Here is a 24,198-nt window from a genome sequence, read left to right as displayed (position 1 = left end):
CAGACACCGCTCTTGTCGGCGAAGGCTAATGGCATTAGCCTGTGGGCTATGGACATCAACGACGCACGACGCACGCTGCACCTGCCGCGGCCCGGGGGGAGGGTCGCGTACGACGACGCCGGCACCGGCCCGCTCGTCGTCATGGTCCCGGGGATGGGCGACCTGCGGTCCACCTACGACGAGCTCCGGGCCGCGCTGCTCGCCGCCGGCTACCGGGTCGTGACGACCGACCTGCGCGGCCACGGCGACTCGGACCCGGGCTTCCCCGCGCACGGCGACGAGGCGACCGCGGGAGACGTCGCCGCGCTGGTCGAGCACCTGGGCGCCGCGCCGGCGGTCCTCGTCGGGAACTCGATGGGGTCGGCCGCGGCGGCCGTGGTCGCGGCGGACCGGCCGGAGCTGGTCCGCGGGCTGGTCCTGCTGGCCCCGTTCCTGCGCGACCCCGCCCAGCCCGCCGCGGTGCGCGCGCTGCTGCCCGTCGCGTACCGGGTGCTGTTCTCCGGGCCGTGGGGCGCCGCCGTCTGGGCGGCGTACTACCGGTCGCTCAACCGGGGCACGCGCTCGCCCCGGCTCGCCGCGCACACCGACGCGATCCGGGCCGCTCTGCGCCGCCCGGGGTACCTGCGCGCCTTCCGGCACCTGACTCTGGCGCTCACGCACGCACCGGTCGAGGCGCGGGTGGCGCGCATCCAGGCACCGGCCCTCGCCGTCGTCGGGGCGCTCGACCCCGACTGGTCGGACCCGGCGGCCGAGCTGGCGTGGGTACGGGACGCCATCGGCGCCCGGGCACTGCTGGTCGACGACGCCGGGCACTACCCGCAGCACCAGGCGCCGGAGGTGGTGGCGGAGGCGGTGCTCGGGCTGCTCGCCGAGGTCGCCCCGGTGGACGCGGTGCCCGGTGCCTAGGGCCGGCCTGTCCCGCGAGGCCGTCGTCCGGATCGCGCTCGACCTGGTGGACGGCGGTGGGCCGACCGGGTTCGCCGACCTGACCCTCGCCAAGGTCGCGGCCGGGGCCGGGGTCGCGACGCCGAGCCTGTACAAGCACGTCGGCTCGCTGGCCGCGCTGCGGCGCGAGGTCGCCGTCCTGACCGTGCAGGACCTCACGGCGCGGCTGGTCGACAGCACGGTCGGGCGGTCCGGGCCCGACGCGCTCCGGGCGCTGGCGCACGCGATGCGCGACTACGCGCACGCGCACCCCGGCCGGTACGCGGCCGTGCAGGTCGCGCCGGACCCGGACGACCCCGAGGCCGCGCCGCTCGCCGCGGCGGCCGCGCGCACCGTCGAGGTGATCGCCGCGGCGCTGCGCGGGTTCGACCTGCCCGAGGACCGGTCGGTCGACGCGGTGCGGGCCGTGCGGGCGGGCGTGCACGGCTTCGTGGCCCTCGAGCTCGGCGGCGGGTTCCGGATGCCGCAGGACCGCGACCGCAGCTTCGACGTGCTCGTCGGGATGCTGGTCGCCGGCGTGGCGGCGCTCGCCGCCGGGACGGCGGGCGCGGCCGGCTGAACCGCACCGCGTGCGCGTCTAGGGTGGGCGCGTGGCCGACCTGAAGACACCCCGCGAGATCGAGGCGATGCGGGCGGCGGGCGCCTTCGTGGCCCGCGTGCTCACCAGCCTGCAGGACGTCGCCCGGGTGGGGATGACGCTGAAGGAGCTCGACGCGCACGCGCACCGGCTGATCGACGACGCCGGCGCGCACTCGGTCTACCTCGGCTACCACCCGTCGTTCGGCGCGATGCCCTACCCCGGCGTGCTGTGCACCAGCGTCAACGACGCGGCGCTGCACGGGCTGCCGTCGGAGCAGGTGCTCGCGGACGGCGACGTCCTCAGCATCGACTTCGCGGCGCAGGTGAACGGCTGGGTCGCCGACTCCGCGCTGACCTTCCAGCTCGGCACCCCGGACCCGGAGTCGCAGCGGCTCATCCGGGTCACCGAGGAGGCGCTCGCGGCCGGCATCGCGCAGGCCCGGCCGGGCAACCGGATGGGCGACATCTCCGCGGCGATCGGCGAGGTCGGCCGCGCCGCCGGGCTCGGGATCAACGCGGACTTCGGCGGCCACGGCGTCGGGCGCACCATGCACGAGGAGCCGCACGTGCCGAACCTCGGCCGCCGCGGCACGGGGCTCAAGCTGAAGGCGGGCCTGGTCATCGCCATCGAGCCGTGGTTCATGGCCGGCGGCGACGGCTACGTCATCGACCCGGACGGCTGGACGATCCGCACCGCCGACGGGTCGCGCGCCGCGCACGCCGAGCACACCGTGGCGATCACGCCCGACGGGCCGCTGGTCCTGACCGCGCGCAAGGGCTGACGCGGCGGGCGGCCGACGCGGGACCGACGCGCGACCGACGCCCCGCGTTCACCCCGGGGTCGCCCCCCGGCCAGCGCGGTCGGCGAGCGTGGGCCGGACGCCCGTCGCGGTCCGCGCGGACGCCTGGACGGGCGGGGGCGGCGCGCGCTCGGGGGAGGTCGGGCGCCGCCCCCGCCTCTCCGCCGCACGCGACGCCGGGCGTCACGCGCGCAGGTGCGCCCACTCCCGCGGGTTGAGCGCCAGCCACTCCTGCAGCGACTGGGCGGGCCGGCCCGACAGCCGGCGCACCGCCGGCGACGGGGTCGCCAGCTGGCCGGCCGCGATCGCCGTGTACGACGACACCCAGCCATCCACCTCCCACGGCTCGGCGGCGTACCCCGCGCGGGAGGCGTAGGCCTCCTCGACCGTCTCCGGGTGGTAGGTGATCTCCCTCCCGGTCGCGGAGGACAGCACCTGCGCCGCCTCGGCGAGCGTGTACCCGCTGGGGCCGGTGACGTCGTAGGTGGCGCCGTCGTGCGCGTGCGCCCGCTCGTCGAGCAGCACCGCGGTGGCCACGTCCGCGACGTCGTCGTGCGCGACCGCCGCGACCAGGCCGTCGCCCGCCGGGCCGCGGATCACGCCGTCCTCGCCCACGAAGTGCACGATCGCGTCGTGGTAGAGGCAGTCCCGCAGGAAGGTGAACCGCAGGCCGGACGCGCGGATGTGCTCCTCGGTGGCCCAGTGGTCGCGGGCGAAGGTGAACGTCGCGTCGGGCGCCGCGCCCATGAACGACAGGTAGACCACGCGCTCGACCCCGGCGTCCACCGCCGCGTCCACGGCGGCCCGGTGCTCGGCGACCCGGTCCGCGGACTCGCGCCCCGAGACCAGGAACACCGTGCGCGTGCCCGCGAACGCCGCGCGCATCGAGGCCACGTCGCGGTAGCCGGGGCTGAGGGCGACCTCGGTCTCGATGCCCGGGATCGTCGGGGCGCGGTCGGGGGAGCGGACCACCAGGCGCTGGTGCGCCCCCTCCGCGGCGAGCCGGACGGCCAGCCGCCGGCCCACCCGCCCCGAGGCGCCCGTCACCACGATCAGGTCGTCGTCCATGCGTCTCCTCCGCACCGGTCGGCCCGCGGGGCGCGTGCCCCGGCTGGCAGCGACGGTAGCGGTGCGTGGGCTCGTCGGCGACGGGGGTGCGGGGCAACCCTGACGTCGCGTGAGAGTACGATCCGGTCGGCCACCCACCGACCCCGAACGGATCCCGCGTGCCAGCGACCCCCCAGCCCGCCCCCGCGCCGCCGCACGGCGGGCACCCCGCCGTGCCCGAGGCGGACACCTCGTGGTCGGTGCGCACCGCGCTGCGCTCGCCGGCCCGCCTGCGCACCGAGGTGCTCGGCGGCCTGGTGGTGGCCCTCGCGCTGATCCCGGAGGCGATCTCGTTCTCGATCGTGGCCGGCGTCGACCCGCGGGTCGGGCTGTTCTCGTCGTTCGTCATGGCGGTGTCGCTGGCGTTCCTCGGCGGCAGGCCGGCCATGATCTCCGCGGCGACCGGGGCCGTGGCGCTGGTGGTGGCCCCGGTCGTGCGGGACCACGGCGTGCAGTACCTGCTGGCGACCGTCGTCCTCGGCGGCGTGATCCAGGTGGCCCTGGGGCTGCTCGGCGTCGCCCGGCTCATGCGGTTCATCCCGCGCTCGGTGATGGTCGGGTTCGTCAACGCGCTGGCGATCCTGGTCCTCGTCGCCCAGCTGCCGCACCTGGTCGACGTGCCGTGGGTCGTCTACCCGCTGGTAGCGGTGGGGATCGGGATCATCGCGCTGCTGCCGCGGCTCACGACCGTCGTGCCGGCACCGCTCGTCGCGATCGTGCTGCTGACGGTCGTGACGGTCGTCGCCGGTCTGGCCGTGCCGCGGGTGCGCGACCAGGGCGAGCTGCCGGACAGCCTGCCGGGGTTCGTGCTGCCCGACGTCCCGCTGAGCCTGGAGACGCTGCGGATCATCGCGCCGTACGCCGTCGGGCTCGCGCTGGTCGGGCTGCTCGAGTCGCTGATGACCGCGAAGCTCGTCGACGACGTCACCGACACCCACTCGGACAAGACCCGCGAGGCCTGGGGTCAGGGCGCGGCGAACGTGCTGTCCGGCCTGTTCGGCGGCATGGGCGGCTGCGCGATGATCGGCCAGACGATGATCAACGTGAAGGTCTCGGGCGCGCGCACCCGGATCTCGACGTTCCTGGCCGGGGCGTTCCTGCTGGTCCTGGTCGTGGTGCTCGGCGACGTCGTCGGCGCGATCCCGATGGCCGCGCTGGTGGCCGTCATGGTGATGGTCTGCGTCGCGACGTTCGACTGGCACTCGGTGCGGCCGTCGACCCTGCGGCGGATGCCGCTGAGCGAGACCGCGGTGATGCTCGTGACGGTCGCGGTCACGGTCGCCACGCACAACCTCGCGTACGGCGTGGTGTCGGGAGTCCTCGTCGCGACGGTGCTGTTCGCCCGGCGCGTGGCGCACCTGACGACGGTGACCCGGCTGGACGCGGGGGAGGACCCCGGCGTGCGGCGGTACGCGGTGTCCGGGGCGCTGTTCTTCGCGTCGTCCAACGACCTGGTCTACCAGTTCGACTACGACGGCGACCCGGCGCGGGTCGTGATCGACCTGGCGGACGCCCACGTCTGGGACGCGTCGACGGCGGCGACGCTGGACGCGATCGTCACCAAGTACGCCGCCAAGGGGAAGACCGCCGAGGTGGTCGGGCTGAACGCGGACAGCGCGCGGCGGCTCGGGCGGCTGGCGGCGGCGCTCGGGGGCGGCGGGCACTGAGCCGCCCGGTCGCCCGGGCCGGGGCCCCGGTCCGGGTGCCAGGATGGACGCCGGACCGAAGACCCCTGGGAGGACCCGGCGTGACGGACGACCGCTACCGCGTGATGACGGTGTGCACCGGCAACATCTGCCGGTCCCCGATGGCCGAGGTGGTGCTGCGCGCGCGCCTGGAGGACGCCGGCCTCGGCGAGAGGGTGGTCGTCGACTCCACCGGGGTCAGCGACGAGGAGCACGGCAACCCGATCGACCGGCGCGCCCGGGCGGCCCTCGCGGCGCGCGGCTACGACGTCCCGCGGCGGGAGGCGCGCCAGGTGCGCGCGGCCGACCTCGCCGACCGGGACCTGGTGCTGGCGATGACCGCGTCGCACGCCCGCGCGCTGCGCCGGATCGCCGGCGACGACGAGGCGGCCGGGCGGGTGGTGATGTTCCGGACGTTCGACCCGGCGGCGCCGCGGGTGGCGGACGTGCACGACGAGCACCTCCTCGACGTCGACGACCCCTGGTACGGCGGGCCGGAGAACTTCGAGCACTGCCTCGACGAGATCGAGGCGGCCGCCGACGGCGTCGTCGACGCGGTCCGCGCGGCCCTCGCGGACCGGGACGCCGCGCGGGCCTGACCGCGGGCGCGCGCGTCGCGGCGGCCGCGGCGGCGCTGCCTACGCCTTCCGGCGCCGCCCGCGCGGATCGGGGTCGTCCGCGCAGGAGACCGTAGGCGGCTCCCTGCGAGCGCGGCAGCTCGCGCCCAGCGCGGTGGCTGGAGGTGCCGCGCTCGGCTGGAAGTGCCGCGCTCGGCTGGAAGTGCCGCGCTCGGCGGGCACCGGCGCGCGGGCGGGCGCGCCGGGCGCGGGCCGGGGCAGGATGGGTCGGGTGAAGGTCTCCGCGCGGTCCCAGGTGCCCCCGTTCGCCGTGATGGACATCGTCGCGGCCGCCAACGCGCGGCGCGCCGCGGGCCAGTCGGTGCTCAACCTGTGCGTCGGCGAGCCGTCGACCGGCGCCTCGGACGTGGTGCGCGAGCGCGCGGTGCAGCTGCTGGCCGGCGGGGACCTCGGGTACACCGAGGCGCTGGGCAGCCCGGCGCTGCGTGCGGCGATCGCGGGCCACTACCGGTCCTGGTACGGGGTCGACGTCGACCCCGCGCGGGTGGCCGTGACCACCGGGTCGTCGGGCGGGTTCATGCTCGCGTTCCTCGCGGCGTTCGACGTGGGCGACCGCGTGGCCCTGGCCCGGCCCGGGTACCCGGCGTACAAGAACATCCTCGCGTCGCTCGGCTGCGAGGTCGTCGAGCTGCCGTGCGGCCCGGAGACCCGGTACCAGCCGACCGTCGAGCAGCTCGAGGCGCTGGACCGCCCCGTGGACGGCCTCGTGGTGGCCGGCCCCGCCAACCCCACCGGCACCCTGATCGACCGCGCGGCGCTCGACGGCCTGGCCGCGTGGTGCGCCGAGCGCGGCGTCCGGCTGGTGTCGGACGAGATCTACCACGGCATCACCTACCCCGACGCGGTCGCCGCCGAGCCGGGGCCGGCCGGGGCGCCGACAGCCGCGACGTCGCTCGGCACCGGGACGGTGGTGGTCAACTCGTTCTCCAAGTTCTGGGCGATGACCGGCTGGCGGCTCGGCTGGCTGCTGCTCCCCGAGGACCTGGCGGCGCCGGTGGACGCGCTCGCCGGGAACGTCGCCCTCTGCCCGCCCGCGCTCGCCCAGCACGCCGGCGTCGCGGCGTTCACGCCCGCGGGCTACGCCGCGGCCGAGGCCAACGTCGCGCAGTACGCGGCGTCGCGGCGGTCGGTGCTCGACCGGCTCCCGGAGCTCGGCTGGTCCCGCGTCGCGCCCGCCGACGGGGCGTTCTACGTGTACGCCGACGTGTCCGCGGCCGGCCTCGACTCGCGCACCTGGTGCGCCCGGCTGCTCGACGAGGCCGGCGTCGCGCTGACCCCGGGCACCGACTTCGACTCCGTCGACGGGCACGACTGGGTGCGGCTGTCGTTCGCGTCCGCGCCCGACGTCGTCGCGGAGGCGGTGGACCGGGTCGTCGCCTGGCAGCGCACGCTGTAGCGGTCCCGGCGGAGGAACCGACCCCCGCGCCCGTCCGTTGGGCGGGGCAGGACGCGCGGCCGCGAGGGCGCGCACGGGCGAGGAGGTCGGCATGAGGTGTCCCACGGACGGGGCGGAGCTGGTGATGGCGGAGCGGCAGGGCGTCGAGATCGACTACTGCCCCTCGTGCCGCGGCATCTGGCTGGACCGCGGCGAGCTGGACAAGATCCTCGACCGCGCCGCCGGCGCCCCAGGGCCGGCGGACCCGGGCCCCGCGGCGGCCCCCGGTGGCTACCCGCCTCCGCCGGCACCCGGCTACGACGGCTACCGCGATCCCGGTCCCCGGGACGGCGGCGGGTACCGGGAGCCCGGCTACCGCGACGGCGGGTACCGCGACGACCGGTACCGCGACGACCGCCGGTACGACGACCGCCGTGACCCCCGCTCGCCGTACGGCAGGAAGAAGAAGCGCGAGTCCTGGCTCGGCGACCTGCTCGACTTCGACTGACCGGCGCGGAGGGGGTCTCCGCCCGGGCGGAGACCCCCTCCTGCGTGATCAGGGCCGGCCGAAGTACTCGTCGCTGGCGATGATGCCGCCGATGATCGCCTCCACCCGGGTGCCCGCCTGGATCGCCGCGACCCACGACCGGGCCCCGGTCGCGTCGATGTGCCGGCCGAGCAGGTCCACGTAGTACCCGTCGACCACCGTGGTCAGGTGCTCCGTCGAGACCAGGAACCCGAGGGCGACCTGACTCCGCGACGCCCCCCGGGCCAGGCCCGTCGTCCAGCCCCGGATCTCCGACGGCGCCGCGGAGCGGCCGAGGACGTGCTGGTAGAGCCGGCCGACCCAGGCCGTGTCGGTCCCGCCGGCCTTCGCGTAGTACTCGTCGGAGGCGACGAACCCGACCTCCAGCTGCTGGATGGTGCTGCCGGCGCGCATGCCGTCGAGCCAGCCCGCAGCGCCGGCGGGGTCCGGCCCGCGCCCCAGGTACGTCTGGTAGGTGGCGGCGATCAACCGGGACCGGTACTCGTCGGAGTAGGTGATCGCGTTCGCGACGGCGACCCGCGGTGTGCCGGCCGCGAGCCCGGAGGTCCAGGTGGTCAGGCCCTGCGGGTCGGGCTGGCGGTCGAACAGGTCCTCGTAGACGCGGGTGACGTACCGCTGGAGCGCGGTGGTGGCGGACGTGGGGGAGATGGTGACGCGGGCCGTCGCACCGAGCGTCGTCGTGGTGAGCGTCGCACCGGCACCGGCGATCTCCCACGAACGCCCGACCGGGAGCGAGGGGTTGGTGAACGGCTGCCGCTCCGGCTGGAGGTCGAGCAGGTACGTGGTGAGGAAGTCGTAGACGGGGTCCGTCACGGCGAGGCGGGCCTGGACCCCGGCCCAGCCCGGCTCGTGCAGGGCGTCCGCTCCGACGGCGGGTCGGTAGTCGACGAACACGGTGCCCATCTCCGACTGGAACCTGACACCCCGGGTCCCCGATGCCTGCGACAGCGGCGGCAGGTCGAGCGAGGTCGTGCTCTGCACGGCGTTCCCGACGAGGTGGACGCTCGACCAGCCCAGGGCGAAGCTCGGAGCCGAGCTGAGGTTGCCCGGCGTGTCCAGGTTGCGTCCCTGGCCCATGACGTCGGTGTTGTCGCCGTACTCCTTCTCGTAGCAGGTGCCCGAGGCGCTCAGCGGGACGCGGCTGCCACCGGGCGCGGTGCACGTGAGGGTGTTCGCGTGCCCGAGGCCGAAGTTGTGCCCGAGCTCGTGCGCGAGCACATAGGTGAAGGGCGCGTCGTTCAGCCAGATCGCGCCGCCGTTGATGGACGCGAGGCCGGCCCACGGGCACCCGGGGTGATCGGGGAGCGCGAGCGCCACGTGGAGCCGGGTGGTCGGCGCGAGGCCGGTGGCCCCGATCACCGCCTCCAGGAGACCGTCCACGTCGCAGGTCGCCGGCTTCGGGACGGTCACCGCGGCTCGCACCGACTGCTGGATGTCCAGCTGCCCGCCGCTCTGCCGCTCCCAGTAGGACTCGGTCCCCGCGGCAGCGGTCGTGAGCGCGGCGACCGGCACGCTGTCCGCGTCCGTCCAGCGGACGGGCACGATCACCAGCTGGTGCACGCCGAGGGCCATCGCTGCGGTGGGTGCCGGGTCCCGCGTCGTGGCCTCGTCGGTCACGACCGCCGCGACGACCTCGGCAGTGCCCGTCTCCGCGGCCGCGCCGCCCCCGGAGACCAGAGCGGCGGCCTCCGGGTCCGCCAGTCCCGCAGGAGCCTCGATGGTGACCGCGACCCCCGCGCCGGCCGGGAGGCTCTCCGGGGCCGCCGGTGCCGTGCCGACACGGGGCTCCTGCACCGCCGAGAGGTCGACCAGCGTGCCGTCGACGTCCGAGTACGCGGTGGTCACGGACCCCTCCGCGAAGTGCTGGTCCTCGTGGGGCGAGGCGAGGTCGGCGGTCAGGTAGACCACCCGCCCGACGACCTCGTACCGCGCGGTGAGGTCGTCGGCGCCGGCCGCCGGTGCGGACAGGGCGACGCCCGCCGCGGTCACGACGGCGACGGCGAGGCGGCGGCGCGCGACGCCTCCTCGGGCGATCAGAGCGCTCATGACGTGGTCCTCCTGGGGCCCCTCGCGAGGGCGGGCGGCTGCGGGTACGACCGGCATCGCCCCGTCGATGGTGATCATGCCCGGTGGGGGCCTGGTCCGACGGGTGTTTCGGAGGGCGACGTCGACGTGGTGTGTCCATCGGCGGCCGGGCGCCGCGGCTGAGGGCTCCTGAGCATCGCCGGCCACCGCGGTGACCTAGGGTCGCCCCGTGGACGTGGCGGTGCTGGGAGCGACGGGTGACGTCGGTCGGCAGGTGTGCGCGCAGCTGATCGAGCGGCGGGTGCTGCCGACCTCGTCGCGGCTGCAGCTCGTGGGACGCCCGGGCGGCGCGTCCGGGCGCGCGTCCTACGGGCTGCGCGCCGACCTGGTCGACGCCTACGACGAGCACGCGCCGCTCATCGACGTCGCCCTGGACCCCGAGGACGTGGTCGCCGACGTCGTGGTGCTGACCGCGGGCAGGACGGCCCCGGCGCGCGCGGGTGCCGTCGCCGACCGCGCGGCGCTCGCGGCCGAGAACCACGAGGTGTTCGCCTCCTACGCCCGCGCCATCGCCCGGCACGGTTCGGGGCACGAGGTCGTCGTCGTGGTGTCGAATCCGGTGGAGCTGGGCGTCGCGGTGGTGGCCCGCGAGCTGGGCCGGCACCGGGTGATCGGCATGGGCGCCTGGCTGGACACGCTGCGGTTCCGCCGCGAGGTCGCGGTGTCCCTCGGCGTGCGCCGGCACCGCGTCGGCGGCTTCGTCGCGGGCCAGCACGGGGACGACCTGGTGCCGCTGTGGTCGACGGTCCGGATCAGCGGCCTCGACGTCGAGGAGCGGCGGCGCGCGGTGGCGGCGCTGCGCGGCGGGCGGACCCTCGACGGGTTCGCGGCCGAGATCGAGGACGCGAAGCGGGACCTCGGCGGCCTGATGGCCGACGACGTGGCCGCGGCGTTCGACCTGGTCGAGACCTGGCCGCCGGATCTCCGCGGGGTCGCGCGGCCGTGGCTCACGCACCAGAGCGGCGCCAAGACGGCGGCGGCCACCGCGAACGCGACGGTCGACCTGGTGGACACCGTGCTCGACGGGCGGGACATCGTCGTCGCGGGCCAGGTGGCGCTCGACGGGGAGGGGGCCGTGGCGGGGACGCCGCTGCGCGGGGTGCTCGGGGTGCCGGTGGTGCTCGGGCCCGAGGGCTGGACGCGCGTGCTGCTGGACGAGCCCGAGCCGGACGAGGCGCGCCGGCTGCTGGCCTCTGCCGGCCGGATCGACGCGATGCTCGCGCCGTGGGGGCTGGGCGCGGGGGCGGGCCGGTGACCGCCGTCGGTCCCACGGGCGCCGCCGCGGCCGTGCCGGGCCCCGACCGCCGCTGGGTCGCCTTCGTGGCCGGCGCCGACGCGACAGGCACCCTCACCGCGCTGACCGGCGTGTTCTCCACCCGCGGCGTCTCGTTCGACTCGCTCACCACGGGTGACGTCGCCGACGGCGTCGGCCTCATCGTCGTCACGTTCACCGCGTCGGAGCGCCGGCAGCGGCTGCTCATGCGCACCGTGCGACGGCTCGCGGCCGTCCGGTCGGCCGAGGTGCGCGCGGTCGACGACCCGGCGGTGCGCGCCGCCGCCGTGGTGCACCTGCCGGCCGCCGCCGGGCCGTTCGCGCCGCCCGAGGGTGCCGTGGTGCGCTGGTCGGGTGACCCGTCCGCCGGGCAGCCCGTGCTGGTCGAGGGGCCGCTCCCCGAGGTCGAGCGCGTGGTGTCGCACGCCCGCGCCCGCGGCGCCGACTCGGCCGCCACGGTCGTGCTGCCGCTGCCCGCGGCAGAGTTCACCGAGCCGTAACGGCCCGGGGGCGGCCGTCGGGACGAAAGACCCGCGACCGCGGTTAGGCTGTGACCCGGACAACTCAACACGCTGCTCGAACCGCGGCGGGAGAGCCCTCCCGCGCGACCGCCCCCGGGCGGCCGTGACCGCGAGGCGCCGAAGGAGCAACCCTCCCCGGGAATCTCTCAGGCCCCCGTACCGCCGTGGCGAGGCAACTCTGGAAAGCGGCCGGCGCACGCCGGCCCACCGACGGTGCAAGTCGGCGCGCCCCGGCCCTCACGGGCACGGCGGACCGGCAAAACTCTCAGGTCGCACGCCCGCGGACGCACCGCGGCCGGCGGATGACAGAGCGGGGAGACGCGCACCACCCGCCCGTCCGCCCATGCACGTCCGACCGCCCGGAGCAGCCGCGTGACCCACCTCGAGGACCTCCCCACCGACGCCCGCACGACGGCCGCCGGGACCCCGCGCGCCGCCGCGCCCGCGGACCGCACCGACGCCGCGCGCGGCTTCGCCGACCGGCACGTCGGCCCCCGCCCGGGCGACGTCGCGGGCCTGCTCGCGCACGTCGGCGACGGCTGGCCGAGCCTGGACGCGCTGATCGACGCGGCGGTCCCGGCGAGCATCCGCACCGACCGCCCCCTCGCGCTGCCGGAGGCGCGCGGCGAGTCGGAGGTGCTGTCCGCGCTGCGGACGATCGCGGACAAGAACACCGTGCTCACCCAGATGATCGGCCTGGGCTACCACGACACCGTGACCCCGCCGGTGATCCGCCGGAACGTCCTCGAGTCCCCGGCCTGGTACACCGCGTACACGCCGTACCAGCCCGAGATCTCCCAGGGCCGGCTCGAGGCGCTGCTGAACTTCCAGACCGTCGTCGCCGACCTCACCGCGCTGCCGGTCGCGAACGCGTCGCTGCTCGACGAGGCCACCGCGGTCGCCGAGGCGGTCGCGCTCATGCACCGCGCCGCCAAGGGCCGCACGGGCGTCGTCGTGCTGGACGCCGACTGCCTGCCGCAGACCCTCGCGGTGACGCTGGGCCGGGCGGAGGCCGCGGGCCTGGGGGTCCGGGTCGCCGACCTGACGGACGGCCTGCCGGACCTCGGCGACGAGGCGCTCGTCGGCCTCGTGCTGCAGGCGCCCGGCGCGTCCGGCGCCGTGCGCGACCTCGCGCCGCTGGTCGCCGCCGCCAAGGACGCGGGCGCGCTGGTCACGGTCGCCGCGGACCTGCTGTCGCTCACCCTGCTCACGCCCCCGGGGGAGCAGGGCGCCGACATCGCGGTCGGCTCGGCGCAGCGGTTCGGCGTCCCCCTGTTCTACGGCGGCCCGCACGCCGCCTACATGGCCGTGCGCACCGGCCTGGAGCGCTCGCTGCCCGGCCGCCTGGTCGGGGTGTCGATCGACGCCGACGGCGCCACCGCGTACCGGCTCGCGCTGCAGACCCGCGAGCAGCACATCCGCCGCGAGAAGGCGACCAGCAACATCTGCACCGCGCAGGCGCTGCTGGCGATCGTCGCCTCGATGTACGCGGTCTACCACGGCCCCGACGGCCTGCGGGAGATCGCCGAGCGCGTGCACGGGCGGGCCGTCGCGCTCGCGGACGGGCTGCGCGCCGGCGGCGTGGCCGTCGAGCACGCGCAGTTCTTCGACACCGTCCGCGCCGTCGTGCCGGGCCGGGCGCGCGCGGTGGTCGCCGCCGCGGCCACCCGCGGGATCAACGTGTGGGCGGCCGACGACGACCACGTCCAGGTGACCTGCGACGAGGTGACGACCGAGGCGCACGTGGCCGAGGTCCTGGCCGCGTTCGCCGACGCGGACGCGGGCGCGCTCGCCACCGGCCCGGCCGACGGCCTCGACGCCCCGGCGATCCCGGTGCACCTGCGCCGGACGAGCGACTACCTCACGCACCCGGTGTTCCACCGGCACCGCTCCGAGACCGCGATGCTCCGGTACCTGCGCGCGCTGTCCGACAAGGACCTCGCGCTCGACCGGACGATGATCCCGCTGGGCTCCTGCACGATGAAGCTCAACGCGACGGTCGAGATGGAGGCCATCTCCTGGCCCGGGTTCGCCGGGCTGCACCCGTTCGTCCCGGCCGAGCAGGCCGCGGGCTACGCCGAGCTGATCGGCGACCTGACCGCCTGGCTCGCCGAGATCACCGGGTACGCCGCGGTGTCGGTGCAGCCGAACGCGGGCTCGCAGGGCGAGTTCGCCGGGCTGCTCGCGATCCGCGGGTACCACGAGGGCCGCCGCGCCGAGGCGATCGCGGCCGGCGCCGCACCCGAGGACGTCCCCGTGCGCGACCTCTGCCTGATCCCGGCCTCCGCCCACGGCACGAACGCGGCCTCCGCCGCTCTCGCCGGGATGCGCGTGGTCGTCGTCGCGACCGCCGAGGACGGCTCGGTGCAGCTGGACGACCTGCGGGCGAAGCTCGAGCAGCACGGCCCGCGCGTGGCCGCGATCATGATCACGTACCCGTCGACGCACGGCGTCTACGAGGAGGACGTGCGCGAGGTCTGCGACCTGGTGCACGCCGCAGGCGGCCAGGTGTACATCGACGGCGCCAACCTCAACGCGCTCGTCGGCCTGGCCCGGCCGGGCGAGTTCGGCGGCGACGTCTCGCACCTCAACCTGCACAAGACGTTCTGCATCCCGCACGGCGGCGGCGGCCCGGGCGTCGGCCCGATCGGCGTCGCGGCCCACCTCGTCCCGTACCTGCCGGCGACCGACGCGGTGTTCACCGGGGACACCGGCGCGCTGGCCGGCGGGGCCGCCCCGGCCGTGTCGGCCGCGCCGTTCGGGTCCGCCGGCATCCTGCCGATCTCCTGGGCGTACGTCGCCCTGATGGGCGGCGACGGCCTGCGCCGCGCGACCGAGACCGCGGTGCTGTCGGCCAACTACCTGGCCTCGCGCCTGGCCCCGCACTTCCCGGTGCTCTACACCGGCCCCGCCGGGCTGGTGGCGCACGAGTGCATCCTCGACCTGCGCGCGATCACCAAGCAGACCGGGGTCACCGCCGAGGACGTCGCCAAGCGGCTGATGGACTACGGCTTCCACGCGCCCACGCTGTCGTTCCCGGTCGCCGGGACGCTGATGGTCGAGCCGACCGAGTCCGAGGACGTCGCCGAGCTCGACCGGTTCGTCGACGCGATGGTCGCGATCCGCGCCGAGATCGACGCGGTCGCCGCCGGGCGCTGGTCCGTCGCGGAGTCGCCGCTGCGGAACGCCCCGCACACCGCGGCGTCGCTGGTCGCGGACGACTGGGACAAGCCCTACGGCCGCGAGCTCGCGGCGTACCCGGTCGCGGGACTCCGCGCCGGGAAGTACTGGCCGCCGGTCCGGCGGATCGACGGGGCGCACGGGGACCGGAACCTCGTGTGCGCCTGCCCGCCCATCGAGGCCTACGCCGAGGGAGCCGCGCTGTGACCGAGCCGACCACCACCCCCGCCACCGACGCCGCGTCGGGCGCCGTGCTGTCCCCGCTGCACGCGGAGCACGTCGCGCTCGGCGCCACGATGACGCCGTTCGCCGGCTGGCTGATGCCGCTGCGCTACGCCGGCGACCTCGCGGAGCACCAGGCCGTCCGGACCGCGGCCGGGCTGTTCGACCTGTCGCACATGGGCGAGCTGCACGTCGACGGCCCCGGTGCCGGCGCCGGGCTCGACCACGCGCTGGTCGGGAACATCTCCGGCCTCGCGGTCGGCCGGGCCCGCTACACGATGATCGTCCAGGAGGACGGCGGCATCCTCGACGACCTGATCGTCTACCGGCTCGGCGACGAGGCGTACCTGGTCGTCGCGAACGCCTCGAACGTGGCGGTCGTGGCCGCCGCGCTGGCCGACCGGCTCGCGCCGTTCGACGCCTCGCTCACCGACCGGTCGCTGGAGACGGCGCTCATCGCGGTGCAGGGCCCGTGCGCCGCCGAGATCGTCGTCGGCCTCACCGACCCGGCGCACGCCGACGCCGTCCGCGACGTGAAGTACTACGCGGGCGTCCCCGCGACCGTGGGCGGCGTCGAGGCCCTCGTGGCCCGCACCGGGTACACCGGCGAGGACGGCTTCGAGCTGTTCGTGCCCGCGGACGCGGCCCCGGGCCTGTGGCGCGACCTGCTCGCCGCCGGCGCCCCGCTCGGCCTGGTGCCCGCCGGCCTGTCCGCCCGGGACAGCCTCCGGCTGGAGGCCGGGATGCCGCTGTACGGCAACGAGCTCGACACCACGACCGCTCCGCACGACGCGGGCCTGGGCCGGGTGGTCCGCCTGGACAAGACGACCGCCGACGGCGAGCCGCTGCCGTTCGTCGGGCGCGCCGCGCTGGCGTCCCGGGCGCACGCGAACCCGTCCCGGGTCCTGGTCGGCCTGGTCGGCTCCGGCCGCCGCGCCGCCCGGCACGGGTACGAGGTGCTGACCTCGACCGCGGACGACGCCGTGACGGTCGGCCGGGTCACCTCCGGTGCGCCCTCCCCGACGCTGGGCACACCGATCGCGATGGCCTACGTGACGCCCGAGGTCAGCGCCGAGGGCACGGAGCTCGCCGTGGACGTGCGCGGTCGGCGCGAGCCGGTCCGCGTGGTCGCACTGCCGTTCTACCGTCGGTCCTGACCGCGCCCGTCCCCCCCTTCCCCCGCCCGCCGAGCGTCCCGCTCGCGAGAACCCCGGAGAGCACCCATGAGCGACGTCCCCACGACCCTGCAGTACACCGCCGAGCACGAGTGGATCGACGGCGCGGAGCCCGCCACGGTCGGCATCACGAAGAACGCCGCCGACGCGCTCGGCGACATCGTCTACCTGGAGCTGCCGACGGTCGGCAGCGAGATCGCGGCCGGCGCGGTCGTGGGCGAGGTGGAGTCCACGAAGTCCGTGTCCGAGCTGTACTCGCCCGTCGCCGGCACCGTGGTCGAGGTCAACCAGGAGGCGGTCGACGAGCCGTCCGTCGTCAACGCCGACCCGTACGGCGCCGGCTGGCTGTTCCGGGTGGACGTCACGAGCACCGGCCCGCTGCTGTCCGCGGACGAGTACGCGGCGACGCTCACGGACTGAGACTCCCCCGGACGGCGGTTAGCCCGTTCGGGTGTTTCTGAGAGAACTCTCAGGAGATCGCTTCCCGGACGGTGACCAGGGACTTCGGTCCTAGCACATGGGCCCTCGGTCCCGCATCCTCCGGACCCTCGGCAGAACGGGTGAGAATCGACTGCGATCACGGCGGCCACACTTGCCGATCAACACCGGTAGACGGCCGCCGGAGACCCCCAGCAGCCGGGACTCGCCACACGCAACCGGAGGACCAGATGGCCACCCTGGAGATCGCCCCCACCGCGTCCACCAGCATCCTGGGTGAGCCGCTCACGACCCGTGAGCGGGTCGTCCTCGCCGAGCTGGCGGAGGACGTCACCCTCGAGGACATCGCCCGCAAGCTGTTCGTCACGCGCAACACCGTGAAGTCGCAGGTGCGGTCGGTGTACCGCAAGATCGGCGTCTCCACGCGGGCCGAGGCGGTCGCCTGGGCCGAGGCCGCCGGCATCCGCTGACCGACCCTCCCCCCTCGCCGGGGGCGCGTGGTCCCAGGGCCGCGACCCGCCACCACGGCGGGTCGCGGCCCTGCGTCGTCCCGGTCGCGCGCGGGCGAGGTCGACGAGGTCGCGGCCATGGCATATCGTCAGTCGATAACATCGATCCTCGATATGTCTGGAGCTGACATGACGACCACCCGCGCGCCGTGGTTCACCAGCCGGTCCGACCTGCTGTCCGTCCTGGTGGTGGGTGGGGTCGTCATCGTCTGGCAGGCGATCGGGCTGGTCGTCTCGGTGGCCAGGATCGTGCCGAACCGCGACGCGCCCGTGGACGTGCTGCTCATGGGCGTCCCGGTGGACCTGCCGCTGGGCCCCGACGGCGCCGCCGTCGCGGCCACCGTCGAGTCCGCGACGCTGACCGTGTCCGACATGCCGGTCGCCACGCACCTGGCGGCGATCGGCGCGGCCGCCGTGCCGCCCCTCGCCACCATCGGCGTCACGGTGTGCGTCCTGCTGCTGTGCCGCCGGATGCTCGCGGGTCAGTTCTTCTCCGGCACCATCACCCGCCTGATCACGGCGGTGTCGCTGCTGATCGCCGGCGGTTGGGCCGCCTGGTTCGGCTGCTCGGTGCTGGCGTCCAACGGGGTCCTGGCGCTGGTCGCCGACCGGGCGTTCGCGGAGCAGATCACCTTCGAGGTGTCGTGGACCCCGATCCTCGCCTCGATGGCCGTCGGCGCCCTCGCGGCGGCGTTCCACGCGGGCGAGAAGCTGCAGCGCGACACCGAGGGCCTCGTCTGATGCCGCCCCAGGACGACGCGGGCCGGATCCACTGCCGGCTCGACGAGCTGCTCGCGGAGCGCGGGATGACGCTCGCCCGGCTCGCCGAGCTCGTCGGCGTGACCGTCGTGAACCTGTCGGTGCTGAAGAACGACCGGGCGCGCGCGATCCGGTTCTCCACGCTGACCGCCGTCTGCGACGTGCTCGGCTGCCAGGTCGGCGACCTCCTCGTCGTCGCCCCGCGGCCCTAGCCCCGGGCGGTCGCGCGGGCCACGTGCGCGGCGAGCTCCCGGGCGGCCGGCGCGGGCCGGCGGGACCGGGCCCAGACCATGCGGAGCGTGCGGCTCAGGTCCACGCCCTCGACGGGCACCCGGACCAGGTCGCCGCGGGCGACCTCGTCCGCGACGGTGAGCCGGGACAGCACCGCCGCGGCGCCCCCGCCCCGCACCACGTTCTTCACCGCGGACGTCGACCCGAGCTGCGCCGGCGAGCCGGAGAGCGGGTGGCCGGCCACGGCGAGCGCGCGCTCCAGCACCGCGCGGGTGCCCGACCCCGCCTCCCGGACGGCGAGCGGGGCGCCGGCCAGCTCCGCGGCCGTGACGGGCCGGCGCCGCCGCGCCCAGGGGTGGCCGGGGGCCACGACGACGACCAGCTCGTCCTCGCCCACGGACCGGGCGTTGAGGCCGTCGGGGACGTCGGGGCCCTCGACGAAGCCGAGGTCGGCGCGGCCGTGCAGCACCGCGTCCACCACGTCCCGGGAGTTCGCCACGACCAGGTCGACGAGGGGCGACCCCGCCGGCCGCGACGCGAGCCACCCCGGCACCAGGTACTCCGCGATGCTCAGGCTCGCCGCGACCTGCACCCGGCCCTGCCGGGCGGTGCGCAGGGCCGCGACCTCCCGCTCCAGGGCGTCGGAGGCGGCGAGCACGTCGCGCGCCCGGGCGAGCACGGCCCGGCCCGCCGGGGTCAGGCGGGTGCCGGAGGCGGCGCGGGCGACCAGGGTGAGGCCCGTCTGCCGCTCGAGGCGACGCAGGCCCGTGCTGACCGAGGGCTGGGCGAGCCCGAGGGCGCGGGCGGCGGCCGACAGCGACCCGTGCGCGTCGACGGCGGCGAGCAGCTCGAGCGCCGCGAGGGGGATGCGGCGGCCGGCCGTGGGTGCGCCGACGGCGTCGGCGCCCGGGGTCGCGGCGGTGTCGGGCATAGCCTCAGGCTAGATCCCGCGAGACAGGTCGGCGTTCCGGTGGGCGGGGTGCGCGGCGGAGGCTGGGGGTGTGCCCGAACCCCGCCCTGCTCCCGACCCGGCCCTCGCGACCCGGGCCCACCCCGGTGCGCCGGCCCCGACGCGCCGGGCCCGCGCGCTCGCCGGGCTGCGCGCGACGCTCCCCGGTCGCACGCAGGCGCCCGGGGTGGTCGCCGCGCTCGCCGTCGGTGCCGCGTGCCTCGCCCTGGCGTCGGCCGTGCCGGTGGTGCCCGGGCTCCTGATCGCGATCCTCGTCGGCGCGGTCGCCCGATCGGCCGGGTGGCTGCCCGCCGCCCTCGACCCCGGCCTCGCCTGGACCGGCCGCCGCCTGCTGCGCGCGGGCGTGGTGCTGCTCGGCCTGCAGCTGTCGGTCGGTGACCTGCTCGGGCTGGGCGCCCGGGAGGCGCTCGTCCTGGTGGTGACCGTCGCCGCCACGTTCGCGGCGACCTCCTGGCTCGGGCCCCGCCTGGGCGTCGGGCGGCGGCTGACGCTGCTCGTCGCCTCCGGGTTCTCGATCTGCGGCGCCGCGGCCGTCGCCGCGATGAGCCCGGTCGCCGACGCCGAGGAGGACGAGGTGGCCACCGCGGTCGCCCTGGTCACGGTGTACGGGAGCCTGGCTCTGGTCGTCGTGCCGCTGGTGGCCGGGGCGCTCGGCCTGGCCGACCGGACGGCCGGGCTCTGGGCGGGGATGTCGGTGCACGAGGTGGCGCAGGTGGTGGCCGCGGCGGGCACGGTGTCGGCGGCGGCGCTGTCGGTCGCCGTGGTCGCGAAGCTCGCGCGGGTGGTGCTGCTGGCGCCGCTGGTGGCCGGGGTCGGGCTGGTGCGGCGCCGGGCGACGGCGCGCGCGGCGGCCGAGAGCGGCGGCGGCGTCGCGGCGGCCCCCGGACGGGGTGCGGCGCCGCTCGTCCCGCTGTTCGTCGTCGGCTTCGTCGCGGCGGTCGCCGTCCGGTCGGCCGGGCTGGTGCCGGACGCCGTGCTCCCGGCGGTGAAGCCGGTGACCACCCTGCTGCTCGGCGCGGCGATGACGGCCCTGGGCACGCAGATCCACCTCGGCCGGCTGGTGCGGACCGGGGCACGGCCCCTCGCCCTGGGTGCCGCGGCGACCGCGGTCGCGATGACCGTGAGCCTGGCGGGGCTGCTCGCGACGGGCTGACGCGACGAAAGAGTTTCCACGCGCTTCGGTGGGCCCAGGCCGCCCGTGAAGCCGGGTGAAACTCGTGGTTGACGCCGCTGTGCGGCGTCGATACGTTGACGCCACATCCACTCGACACGAAAGAGTTTCCAGCCTACGTCCGGTGCACACAGCCGTGCACCGACCGTCCGTCCTGGCATCCGTCTCCGCGGGCTCAGCCGTGCCCGGACGGCGTGACCGGCGGGTCGCAGCACCACCGTGCGACCCCTCCGCCACCCGTCCCCAGGAGGTCCTGCCGTCATGCCCGCGTCCGCGAGGCGGCTCCTGTACTCCCAGAAGCTCGCGCCGTACCTGTTCGTCCTGCCGTTCGTGGCCACGCTGGCCCTGTTCTGGATCATCCCGGTCGCCCGGTCGTTCGTGATGTCCACCCAGGAGGTGATGTACGGCCAGACCACCTCGGTCGGGATGGACAACTACGCGCGGCTGTGGAACGACGGCGTGTTCTGGACCGCGATGTCCAACAGCGCCCGGTACATGGTGCTCAGCCTGCTGCTGCTCATCCCGATCCCGATGCTGCTCGCCGCCGTCGTCAGCTCGCGCATCGGCAGCCCGCGGGTGAAGGCGTTCTTCAAGGCCTCGATGTTCGTCCCCGCCCTCACGTCGGTCGTCGTCGCCGGGCTGGTGTTCCGGCTGATGTTCTCGGAGTCGGAGAACGCCCTGATGAACCAGGTCGTCCAGGTGATCGGGATCGGCCCGGTCCGGTGGCTCCGGGAGGACCTGACGGGGCTCGCCGCGCTGCTCGCGCTCGCGGTGTGGCGCTGGACCGGCGTCAACACCATGTACTTCATCGCCGGGATGCAGTCGATCCCCGAGGAGTACTACGAGGCGGCCGCGCTCGACGGCGCGAACCGGCGCCAGCAGTTCCTGCGGATCACGGTGCCGAACCTGCGCCCGACGATCGTCTACGTCACGACGATCAGCGTCTACGGCGGCCTGGCCATGTTCCTCGAGAGCTTCATGCTCTACGGCGGGAACGCCTCGCCCAACAACCAGGGCCTGACGGTCGTCGGCTACCTCTACCGCAAGGGCATCGAGCAGAACGACCTCGGCTTCGCCTCCGCGGTCGGGATCGTGCTCCTCGTCGCGGTCATGGCGATCAACCTCACGCAGCTCACCCTCGCCGGCACCTTCCGGAAGGAGAACGTGCGATGACCGCGAACGCCCTGCGCACCCGCCCGCCGACCCGTCGGCGCCAGCCCCGGGCCCCGCGGACCCTGTCCGTCCTGCAGTCGGTCGTGCTCGTCACGATCGCGCTGATCGCGCTGGTTCCCCTGCTCGCGATCTTCGTGGCCACGTTCCAGACCGGCGCCGACATCATGCGCGGCGGCATCTCGCTCGCCGTCGACCCGGCGACGCTCAGCCTGGACAACTGGGCGATGCTGTTCACCGACTCGGGTCCGTACTTCCGCTGGTTCGCGAACTCGCTCGTCGTGACCGTGCTCCAGGTCGTCGGGACGCTCCTGGTGAGCTCGTTCGTGGCCTACGGCTTCGCGATGTACGACTTCCGCGGGCGTACGCCGCTGTTCATCGCGGTGCTCGCCATCATGGCGGTCCCGTTCGAGATGGTGATGCTCCCGCTGTACGTCCAGGTGAACGAGATGGGCCTGGCGGACACCTACGCGGTCATCGTCATCCCGTTCCTGGCCGCCGCGGTGACGATCTTCTTCTTCCGGCAGTACTTCCTCGGGGTCCCGAAGGAGATCCTCGAGGCCGGCCGCGTCGACGGGGTCACGGAGTTCGGGATCTTCTTCCGGCTGGTGCTGCCGATCGCCCGCCCGGCCGTCGCGGCCATGGCGATCCTCAACGGGATGATGTGCTGGAACAACCTGCTGTGGCCGCTCCTCGTGCTGCGCTCCTCGGAGAAGTTCACGCTCCCGATCGGGTTGAACACCCTCATCACCCCGTACGCGAACAACTACGGGCTGCTGATCGTCGGGTCCTTCTTCTCGCTGATCCCGATCCTCGTCCTCTTCCTGGCCTTCCAGCGCTTCTTCGTCGAGGGAATGACCGCGGGCGCCGTCAAGGGCTGACCCGTGCGACGCACACAAAGGAGAGAAGTCATGTCACGAATCAGGACGACGGCGTCCGCGGCCACCGTGGCGGCGGTGCTGGCGGCGTGCCTCGGGTGCGGCGGCGGGAGCCCGGGCGGGGGGGCGGGCACCACGGCCGACGCCGACGGCGCCACGCCCATGGAGATGTGGATCTTCGGCGAGCTGCACGGGGTGCTCTACGAGCAGATGGCCGACCGGTGGAACGAGCTGCACCCCGACCGGGCGATCGACCTGCGGCTCACCGTCTACCCCTACCAGGACATGCACAACAAGCTGCAGCTCGCCGCCAACTCGGGCGCCGGGATGCCCGACCTGGCCGACATCGAGGTCACGAAGTTCGCGAACTTCGTGCGCGGGGACGACCCGCCGCTGATGGACCTGTCCGCGGCGGCGGAGCCCTACCGCGAGGACGTGGTGGAGGCCCGGCTGGACCTGTACAGCCGGGGCGACGCGGTCTACGGCTACCCCACCCACGTCGGCGCGTTCGTCACCTTCTACAACACCGAGCTGTTGGAGGAGGCCGGGATCGACTACTCGACCATCGTGACCTGGGACGACTTCGCGGCGGCCGGCGCGGAGTACCACGCGGCCACGGGCCGGGCGTTCGGCACGGCGAACACCGACGTGTTCTTCGTGGAGCCGCTCGTCATCGCCCAGAACGGCGGGGAGCTGTTCGCCGAGGACGGGACCGTCCAGGTCGACGACCCGGTCGTGGTGGAGTCCTTCGAGATGATGCAGGACATGGTCGAGGCCGGCGCGATCTCGCCGATCCCGGGGTCCAGCCCGGACGACGAGGAGGCCTACGGTTCGATCGCGCGCGGTGACTTCGCCGCGATCGTGTATCCCGCCTGGTACACCTCGCGGTTCGTCGACTACATGCCGGACCTGGCGGGCAAGGTGGCGATCGCGCCCGCGCCTGTCGTCGCCGGGTCGGACACGGTCACCATCGGGGGCGGCGGCACCGGCACGGCCGTCGCGGCGGACTCGCCGGTCCGGGACCTCGCCGCCGATTGGCTCGCCTTCGCCAAGCTGTCTCCGGAGGCCAACGTCGCCGTGTGGGAGGTGCTCGGCTTCGACCCGGTGAACATGGCGGTGTGGGAGGACGAGGAGGTCACCCGGAACCCGGACAACCAGTTCAACCAGTACTTCACGACCAACCTGTTCGACGTGCTGAACGAGGTCAAGGACGGCATCGAGCACTTCGAGTCGTTCAGCAGCCCCGACCTGCCCGCGGTGAACAGCCGGTTCGGCACCGTGACGCTCACGGAGATCTACGAGTCGGGCGTCCCCGCCCGCGACGCCCTGGACCAGGCGCAGCGCGAGCTGAAGAACGAGCTCCGCCAGAACTGACCCCCCGCCCCGCTCGCGCTCGCGCTCGCCGAGGTTGCACGAGGTGCGGGGTTCCGGCGCCCGGAACCCCGCACCTTCTGCACGCTCGGCGAGTGCGGTGGGAGACTGCGGGGCATGGACCGGCCCGTGCTCGTCGTCGCCGCTGCTCTGGTGGACGACCTCGCCGCCCCCGGTGCGCTGCTCGCCGCGCGGCGCAGCGCGCCGGTGAGCCTGGCGGGGCGGTGGGAGTTCCCCGGCGGGAAGGTCGAGCCCGGCGAGTCCCCGCAGGACGCGGTGCACCGGGAGATCCGCGAGGAGCTGGGCGTCGCGATCGAGCTCGGGAGCGAGCTCCCGGGCCCGGACGGTGGCGCCTGGCGGCTGAGCGACCGGTACGTGATGCGGCTGTGGCAGGCGCGGATCGCCGAGGGCGAGCCGCGCCCCCTCGTCGAGCACGACGCGCTGCGCTGGCTCCCGCGCGGGCAGTGGCTGACGGTGCCCTGGCTCGACGCGGACGTGCGGATCGTGACCGCGCTCGCGGCGGCGACGGACCGCGCGGATGCCGGTTCGCACACCGTCTGACCTGCGTG

23 protein-coding genes and 1 riboswitch are annotated in these 24,198 nt (G+C 75.2%); of the genes, 20 read left to right on the top strand and 3 right to left on the bottom strand.

Annotated features, from left to right (window positions below; genetic code table 11):
• Window positions 1-48: 48 nt before the first annotated feature.
• The 3 genes from FS882_RS03760 to map are packed head-to-tail and all read left to right on the top strand — an operon-like array spanning window position 49 to window position 2,306.
• Complete coding sequence (locus FS882_RS03760; protein ID WP_158370932.1) at window positions 49-906, top strand: alpha/beta fold hydrolase; 858 nt, start codon at window positions 49-51, stop codon at window positions 904-906.
• A complete protein-coding gene (locus tag FS882_RS03755; RefSeq protein WP_187365116.1) occupies window positions 899-1,504 on the top strand; it encodes a TetR/AcrR family transcriptional regulator in 606 nt (201 codons plus the stop codon). Before FS882_RS03760 ends, FS882_RS03755 begins: the two co-directional genes overlap by 8 nt.
• 31 nt (window positions 1,505-1,535) lie before the next feature.
• Window positions 1,536-2,306 carry a type I methionyl aminopeptidase gene (gene map / locus FS882_RS03750; RefSeq protein ID WP_158370930.1) on the top strand — a complete coding sequence of 257 codons (771 nt, stop codon included), beginning with the start codon at window positions 1,536-1,538 and terminating at the stop codon, window positions 2,304-2,306.
• 201 nt (window positions 2,307-2,507) lie between these two features.
• Here map and FS882_RS03745 read toward each other — a convergent pair whose 3' ends face one another.
• Window positions 2,508-3,392, bottom strand: a complete 885-nt coding sequence (locus tag FS882_RS03745; protein WP_158370928.1) for an SDR family oxidoreductase — start codon at window positions 3,390-3,392, stop codon at window positions 2,508-2,510.
• A gap of 158 nt (window positions 3,393-3,550) precedes the next feature.
• Here FS882_RS03745 and FS882_RS03740 point away from each other — a divergent pair, with 158 nt between their 5' ends.
• The 4 genes from FS882_RS03740 (at window position 3,551) to FS882_RS03725 (ending at window position 7,637) form a co-directional block, all read left to right on the top strand.
• The gene (locus FS882_RS03740; protein ID WP_187365115.1) at window positions 3,551-5,098 is read left to right on the top strand and encodes a SulP family inorganic anion transporter; all 1,548 of its coding nucleotides are present in this window, start codon (window positions 3,551-3,553) and stop codon (window positions 5,096-5,098) included.
• Between the two features lie 104 nt (window positions 5,099-5,202).
• A complete protein-coding gene (locus FS882_RS03735; protein WP_158371248.1) occupies window positions 5,203-5,715 on the top strand; it encodes a low molecular weight protein-tyrosine-phosphatase in 513 nt (170 codons plus the stop codon).
• Between the two features lie 250 nt (window positions 5,716-5,965).
• Window positions 5,966-7,150 (top strand): pyridoxal phosphate-dependent aminotransferase, encoded by a 1,185-nt coding sequence (locus tag FS882_RS03730; protein ID WP_158370926.1) that lies wholly within the window; start codon window positions 5,966-5,968, stop codon window positions 7,148-7,150.
• 91 nt (window positions 7,151-7,241) lie between these two features.
• Window positions 7,242-7,637 (top strand): zf-TFIIB domain-containing protein, encoded by a 396-nt coding sequence (locus FS882_RS03725; RefSeq protein WP_158370924.1) that lies wholly within the window; start codon window positions 7,242-7,244, stop codon window positions 7,635-7,637.
• Window positions 7,638-7,685: 48 nt separating this feature from the next.
• On the opposite strand, the gene FS882_RS03720 is transcribed toward FS882_RS03725, so the two are convergent.
• Window positions 7,686-9,722 carry a DUF4214 domain-containing protein gene (locus FS882_RS03720; RefSeq protein ID WP_158370922.1) on the bottom strand — a complete coding sequence of 679 codons (2,037 nt, stop codon included), beginning with the start codon at window positions 9,720-9,722 and terminating at the stop codon, window positions 7,686-7,688.
• A gap of 208 nt (window positions 9,723-9,930) precedes the next feature.
• Between FS882_RS03720 and FS882_RS03715 the strand changes: the two genes are divergently transcribed.
• From FS882_RS03715 to FS882_RS03680, 8 genes are all read left to right on the top strand, one after another.
• The gene (locus tag FS882_RS03715; RefSeq protein WP_158370920.1) at window positions 9,931-11,016 is read left to right on the top strand and encodes a lactate/malate family dehydrogenase; all 1,086 of its coding nucleotides are present in this window, start codon (window positions 9,931-9,933) and stop codon (window positions 11,014-11,016) included.
• A complete protein-coding gene (locus FS882_RS03710) occupies window positions 11,013-11,534 on the top strand; it encodes a hypothetical protein (protein ID WP_158370918.1) in 522 nt (173 codons plus the stop codon). Before FS882_RS03715 ends, FS882_RS03710 begins: the two co-directional genes overlap by 4 nt.
• Window positions 11,535-11,611: 77 nt before the next feature.
• A riboswitch (glycine riboswitch) is annotated at window positions 11,612-11,727 on the top strand.
• A 200-nt stretch (window positions 11,728-11,927) separates the two neighbouring features.
• Window positions 11,928-14,942, top strand: coding sequence for an aminomethyl-transferring glycine dehydrogenase (gcvP, locus tag FS882_RS03705; protein ID WP_158370916.1), 3,015 nt, complete (start codon window positions 11,928-11,930; stop codon window positions 14,940-14,942).
• On the top strand, window positions 14,939-16,114 hold the full coding sequence (gcvT, locus tag FS882_RS03700; protein ID WP_158370914.1) for a glycine cleavage system aminomethyltransferase GcvT: 1,176 nt from the start codon (window positions 14,939-14,941) through the stop codon (window positions 16,112-16,114). Before gcvP ends, gcvT begins: the two co-directional genes overlap by 4 nt.
• A gap of 66 nt (window positions 16,115-16,180) precedes the next feature.
• Window positions 16,181-16,552, top strand: coding sequence for a glycine cleavage system protein GcvH (gcvH, locus tag FS882_RS03695; protein ID WP_158370912.1), 372 nt, complete (start codon window positions 16,181-16,183; stop codon window positions 16,550-16,552).
• A 248-nt stretch (window positions 16,553-16,800) separates the two neighbouring features.
• Complete coding sequence (locus tag FS882_RS03690) at window positions 16,801-17,040, top strand: helix-turn-helix domain-containing protein (protein ID WP_154727746.1); 240 nt, start codon at window positions 16,801-16,803, stop codon at window positions 17,038-17,040.
• A 168-nt stretch (window positions 17,041-17,208) separates the two neighbouring features.
• Window positions 17,209-17,820, top strand: coding sequence for a hypothetical protein (locus FS882_RS03685; protein WP_158370910.1), 612 nt, complete (start codon window positions 17,209-17,211; stop codon window positions 17,818-17,820).
• The gene (locus tag FS882_RS03680; RefSeq protein WP_154727738.1) at window positions 17,820-18,050 is read left to right on the top strand and encodes a helix-turn-helix domain-containing protein; all 231 of its coding nucleotides are present in this window, start codon (window positions 17,820-17,822) and stop codon (window positions 18,048-18,050) included. Before FS882_RS03685 ends, FS882_RS03680 begins: the two co-directional genes overlap by 1 nt.
• Here the strand turns inward: FS882_RS03680 and FS882_RS03675 are convergent.
• Entirely contained in the window at window positions 18,047-19,000 is a 954-nt protein-coding gene (locus FS882_RS03675) for a LysR family transcriptional regulator (protein WP_158370907.1), read from the bottom strand. The genes FS882_RS03680 and FS882_RS03675 overlap by 4 nt on opposite strands.
• Before the next feature lie 70 nt (window positions 19,001-19,070).
• On the opposite strand from FS882_RS03675, the gene FS882_RS03670 reads away from it, so the two are divergent.
• The 5 genes from FS882_RS03670 (at window position 19,071) to FS882_RS03650 (ending at window position 24,190) form a co-directional block, all read left to right on the top strand.
• Entirely contained in the window at window positions 19,071-20,192 is a 1,122-nt protein-coding gene (locus tag FS882_RS03670) for a YeiH family protein (protein WP_222848114.1), read from the top strand.
• A gap of 279 nt (window positions 20,193-20,471) precedes the next feature.
• A complete protein-coding gene (locus FS882_RS03665) occupies window positions 20,472-21,383 on the top strand; it encodes a carbohydrate ABC transporter permease (RefSeq protein WP_158370905.1) in 912 nt (303 codons plus the stop codon).
• The gene (locus FS882_RS03660; protein ID WP_158370903.1) at window positions 21,380-22,261 is read left to right on the top strand and encodes a carbohydrate ABC transporter permease; all 882 of its coding nucleotides are present in this window, start codon (window positions 21,380-21,382) and stop codon (window positions 22,259-22,261) included. The genes FS882_RS03665 and FS882_RS03660 overlap by 4 nt, the downstream gene beginning before the upstream one ends.
• 30 nt (window positions 22,262-22,291) lie before the next feature.
• On the top strand, window positions 22,292-23,632 hold the full coding sequence (locus tag FS882_RS03655) for an ABC transporter substrate-binding protein (protein WP_158370900.1): 1,341 nt from the start codon (window positions 22,292-22,294) through the stop codon (window positions 23,630-23,632).
• 114 nt (window positions 23,633-23,746) lie between these two features.
• Window positions 23,747-24,190, top strand: a complete 444-nt coding sequence (locus FS882_RS03650) for a (deoxy)nucleoside triphosphate pyrophosphohydrolase (protein ID WP_158370898.1) — start codon at window positions 23,747-23,749, stop codon at window positions 24,188-24,190.
• Window positions 24,191-24,198: the final 8 nt, after the last annotated feature.

Origin of the sequence: Cellulosimicrobium cellulans (genome assembly GCF_007679345.1) — a bacterium.
Taxonomy (GTDB): domain Bacteria; phylum Actinomycetota; class Actinomycetes; order Actinomycetales; family Cellulomonadaceae; genus Cellulomonas; species Cellulomonas cellulans_A.
The sequence above is the reverse complement of the archived record's forward strand: the minus strand, read 5'-3'. Positions and strand labels throughout refer to the sequence as shown.

Excerpts from the sequence above, each read along its gene's own strand:
- FS882_RS03760 (WP_158370932.1), top strand. The coding sequence starts at position 49 with ATGGACATCAACGACGCACGACGCACGCTGCACCTGCCGCGGCCCGGG.
- FS882_RS03745 (WP_158370928.1), bottom strand. The coding sequence starts at position 3,392 with ATGGACGACGACCTGATCGTGGTGACGGGCGCCTCGGGGCGGGTGGGC.
- FS882_RS03735 (WP_158371248.1), top strand. The coding sequence starts at position 5,203 with ATGACGGTGTGCACCGGCAACATCTGCCGGTCCCCGATGGCCGAGGTG.
- FS882_RS03725 (WP_158370924.1), top strand. The coding sequence starts at position 7,242 with ATGAGGTGTCCCACGGACGGGGCGGAGCTGGTGATGGCGGAGCGGCAG.
- FS882_RS03720 (WP_158370922.1), bottom strand. The coding sequence starts at position 9,722 with ATGAGCGCTCTGATCGCCCGAGGAGGCGTCGCGCGCCGCCGCCTCGCC.
- gcvH (WP_158370912.1), top strand. The coding sequence starts at position 16,181 with ATGAGCGACGTCCCCACGACCCTGCAGTACACCGCCGAGCACGAGTGG.
- FS882_RS03690 (WP_154727746.1), top strand. The coding sequence starts at position 16,801 with ATGGCCACCCTGGAGATCGCCCCCACCGCGTCCACCAGCATCCTGGGT.
- FS882_RS03685 (WP_158370910.1), top strand. The coding sequence starts at position 17,209 with ATGACGACCACCCGCGCGCCGTGGTTCACCAGCCGGTCCGACCTGCTG.
- FS882_RS03680 (WP_154727738.1), top strand. The coding sequence starts at position 17,820 with ATGCCGCCCCAGGACGACGCGGGCCGGATCCACTGCCGGCTCGACGAG.
- FS882_RS03675 (WP_158370907.1), bottom strand. The coding sequence starts at position 19,000 with ATGCCCGACACCGCCGCGACCCCGGGCGCCGACGCCGTCGGCGCACCC.
- FS882_RS03665 (WP_158370905.1), top strand. The coding sequence starts at position 20,472 with ATGCCCGCGTCCGCGAGGCGGCTCCTGTACTCCCAGAAGCTCGCGCCG.
- FS882_RS03660 (WP_158370903.1), top strand. The coding sequence starts at position 21,380 with ATGACCGCGAACGCCCTGCGCACCCGCCCGCCGACCCGTCGGCGCCAG.
- FS882_RS03655 (WP_158370900.1), top strand. The coding sequence starts at position 22,292 with ATGTCACGAATCAGGACGACGGCGTCCGCGGCCACCGTGGCGGCGGTG.
- FS882_RS03650 (WP_158370898.1), top strand. The coding sequence starts at position 23,747 with ATGGACCGGCCCGTGCTCGTCGTCGCCGCTGCTCTGGTGGACGACCTC.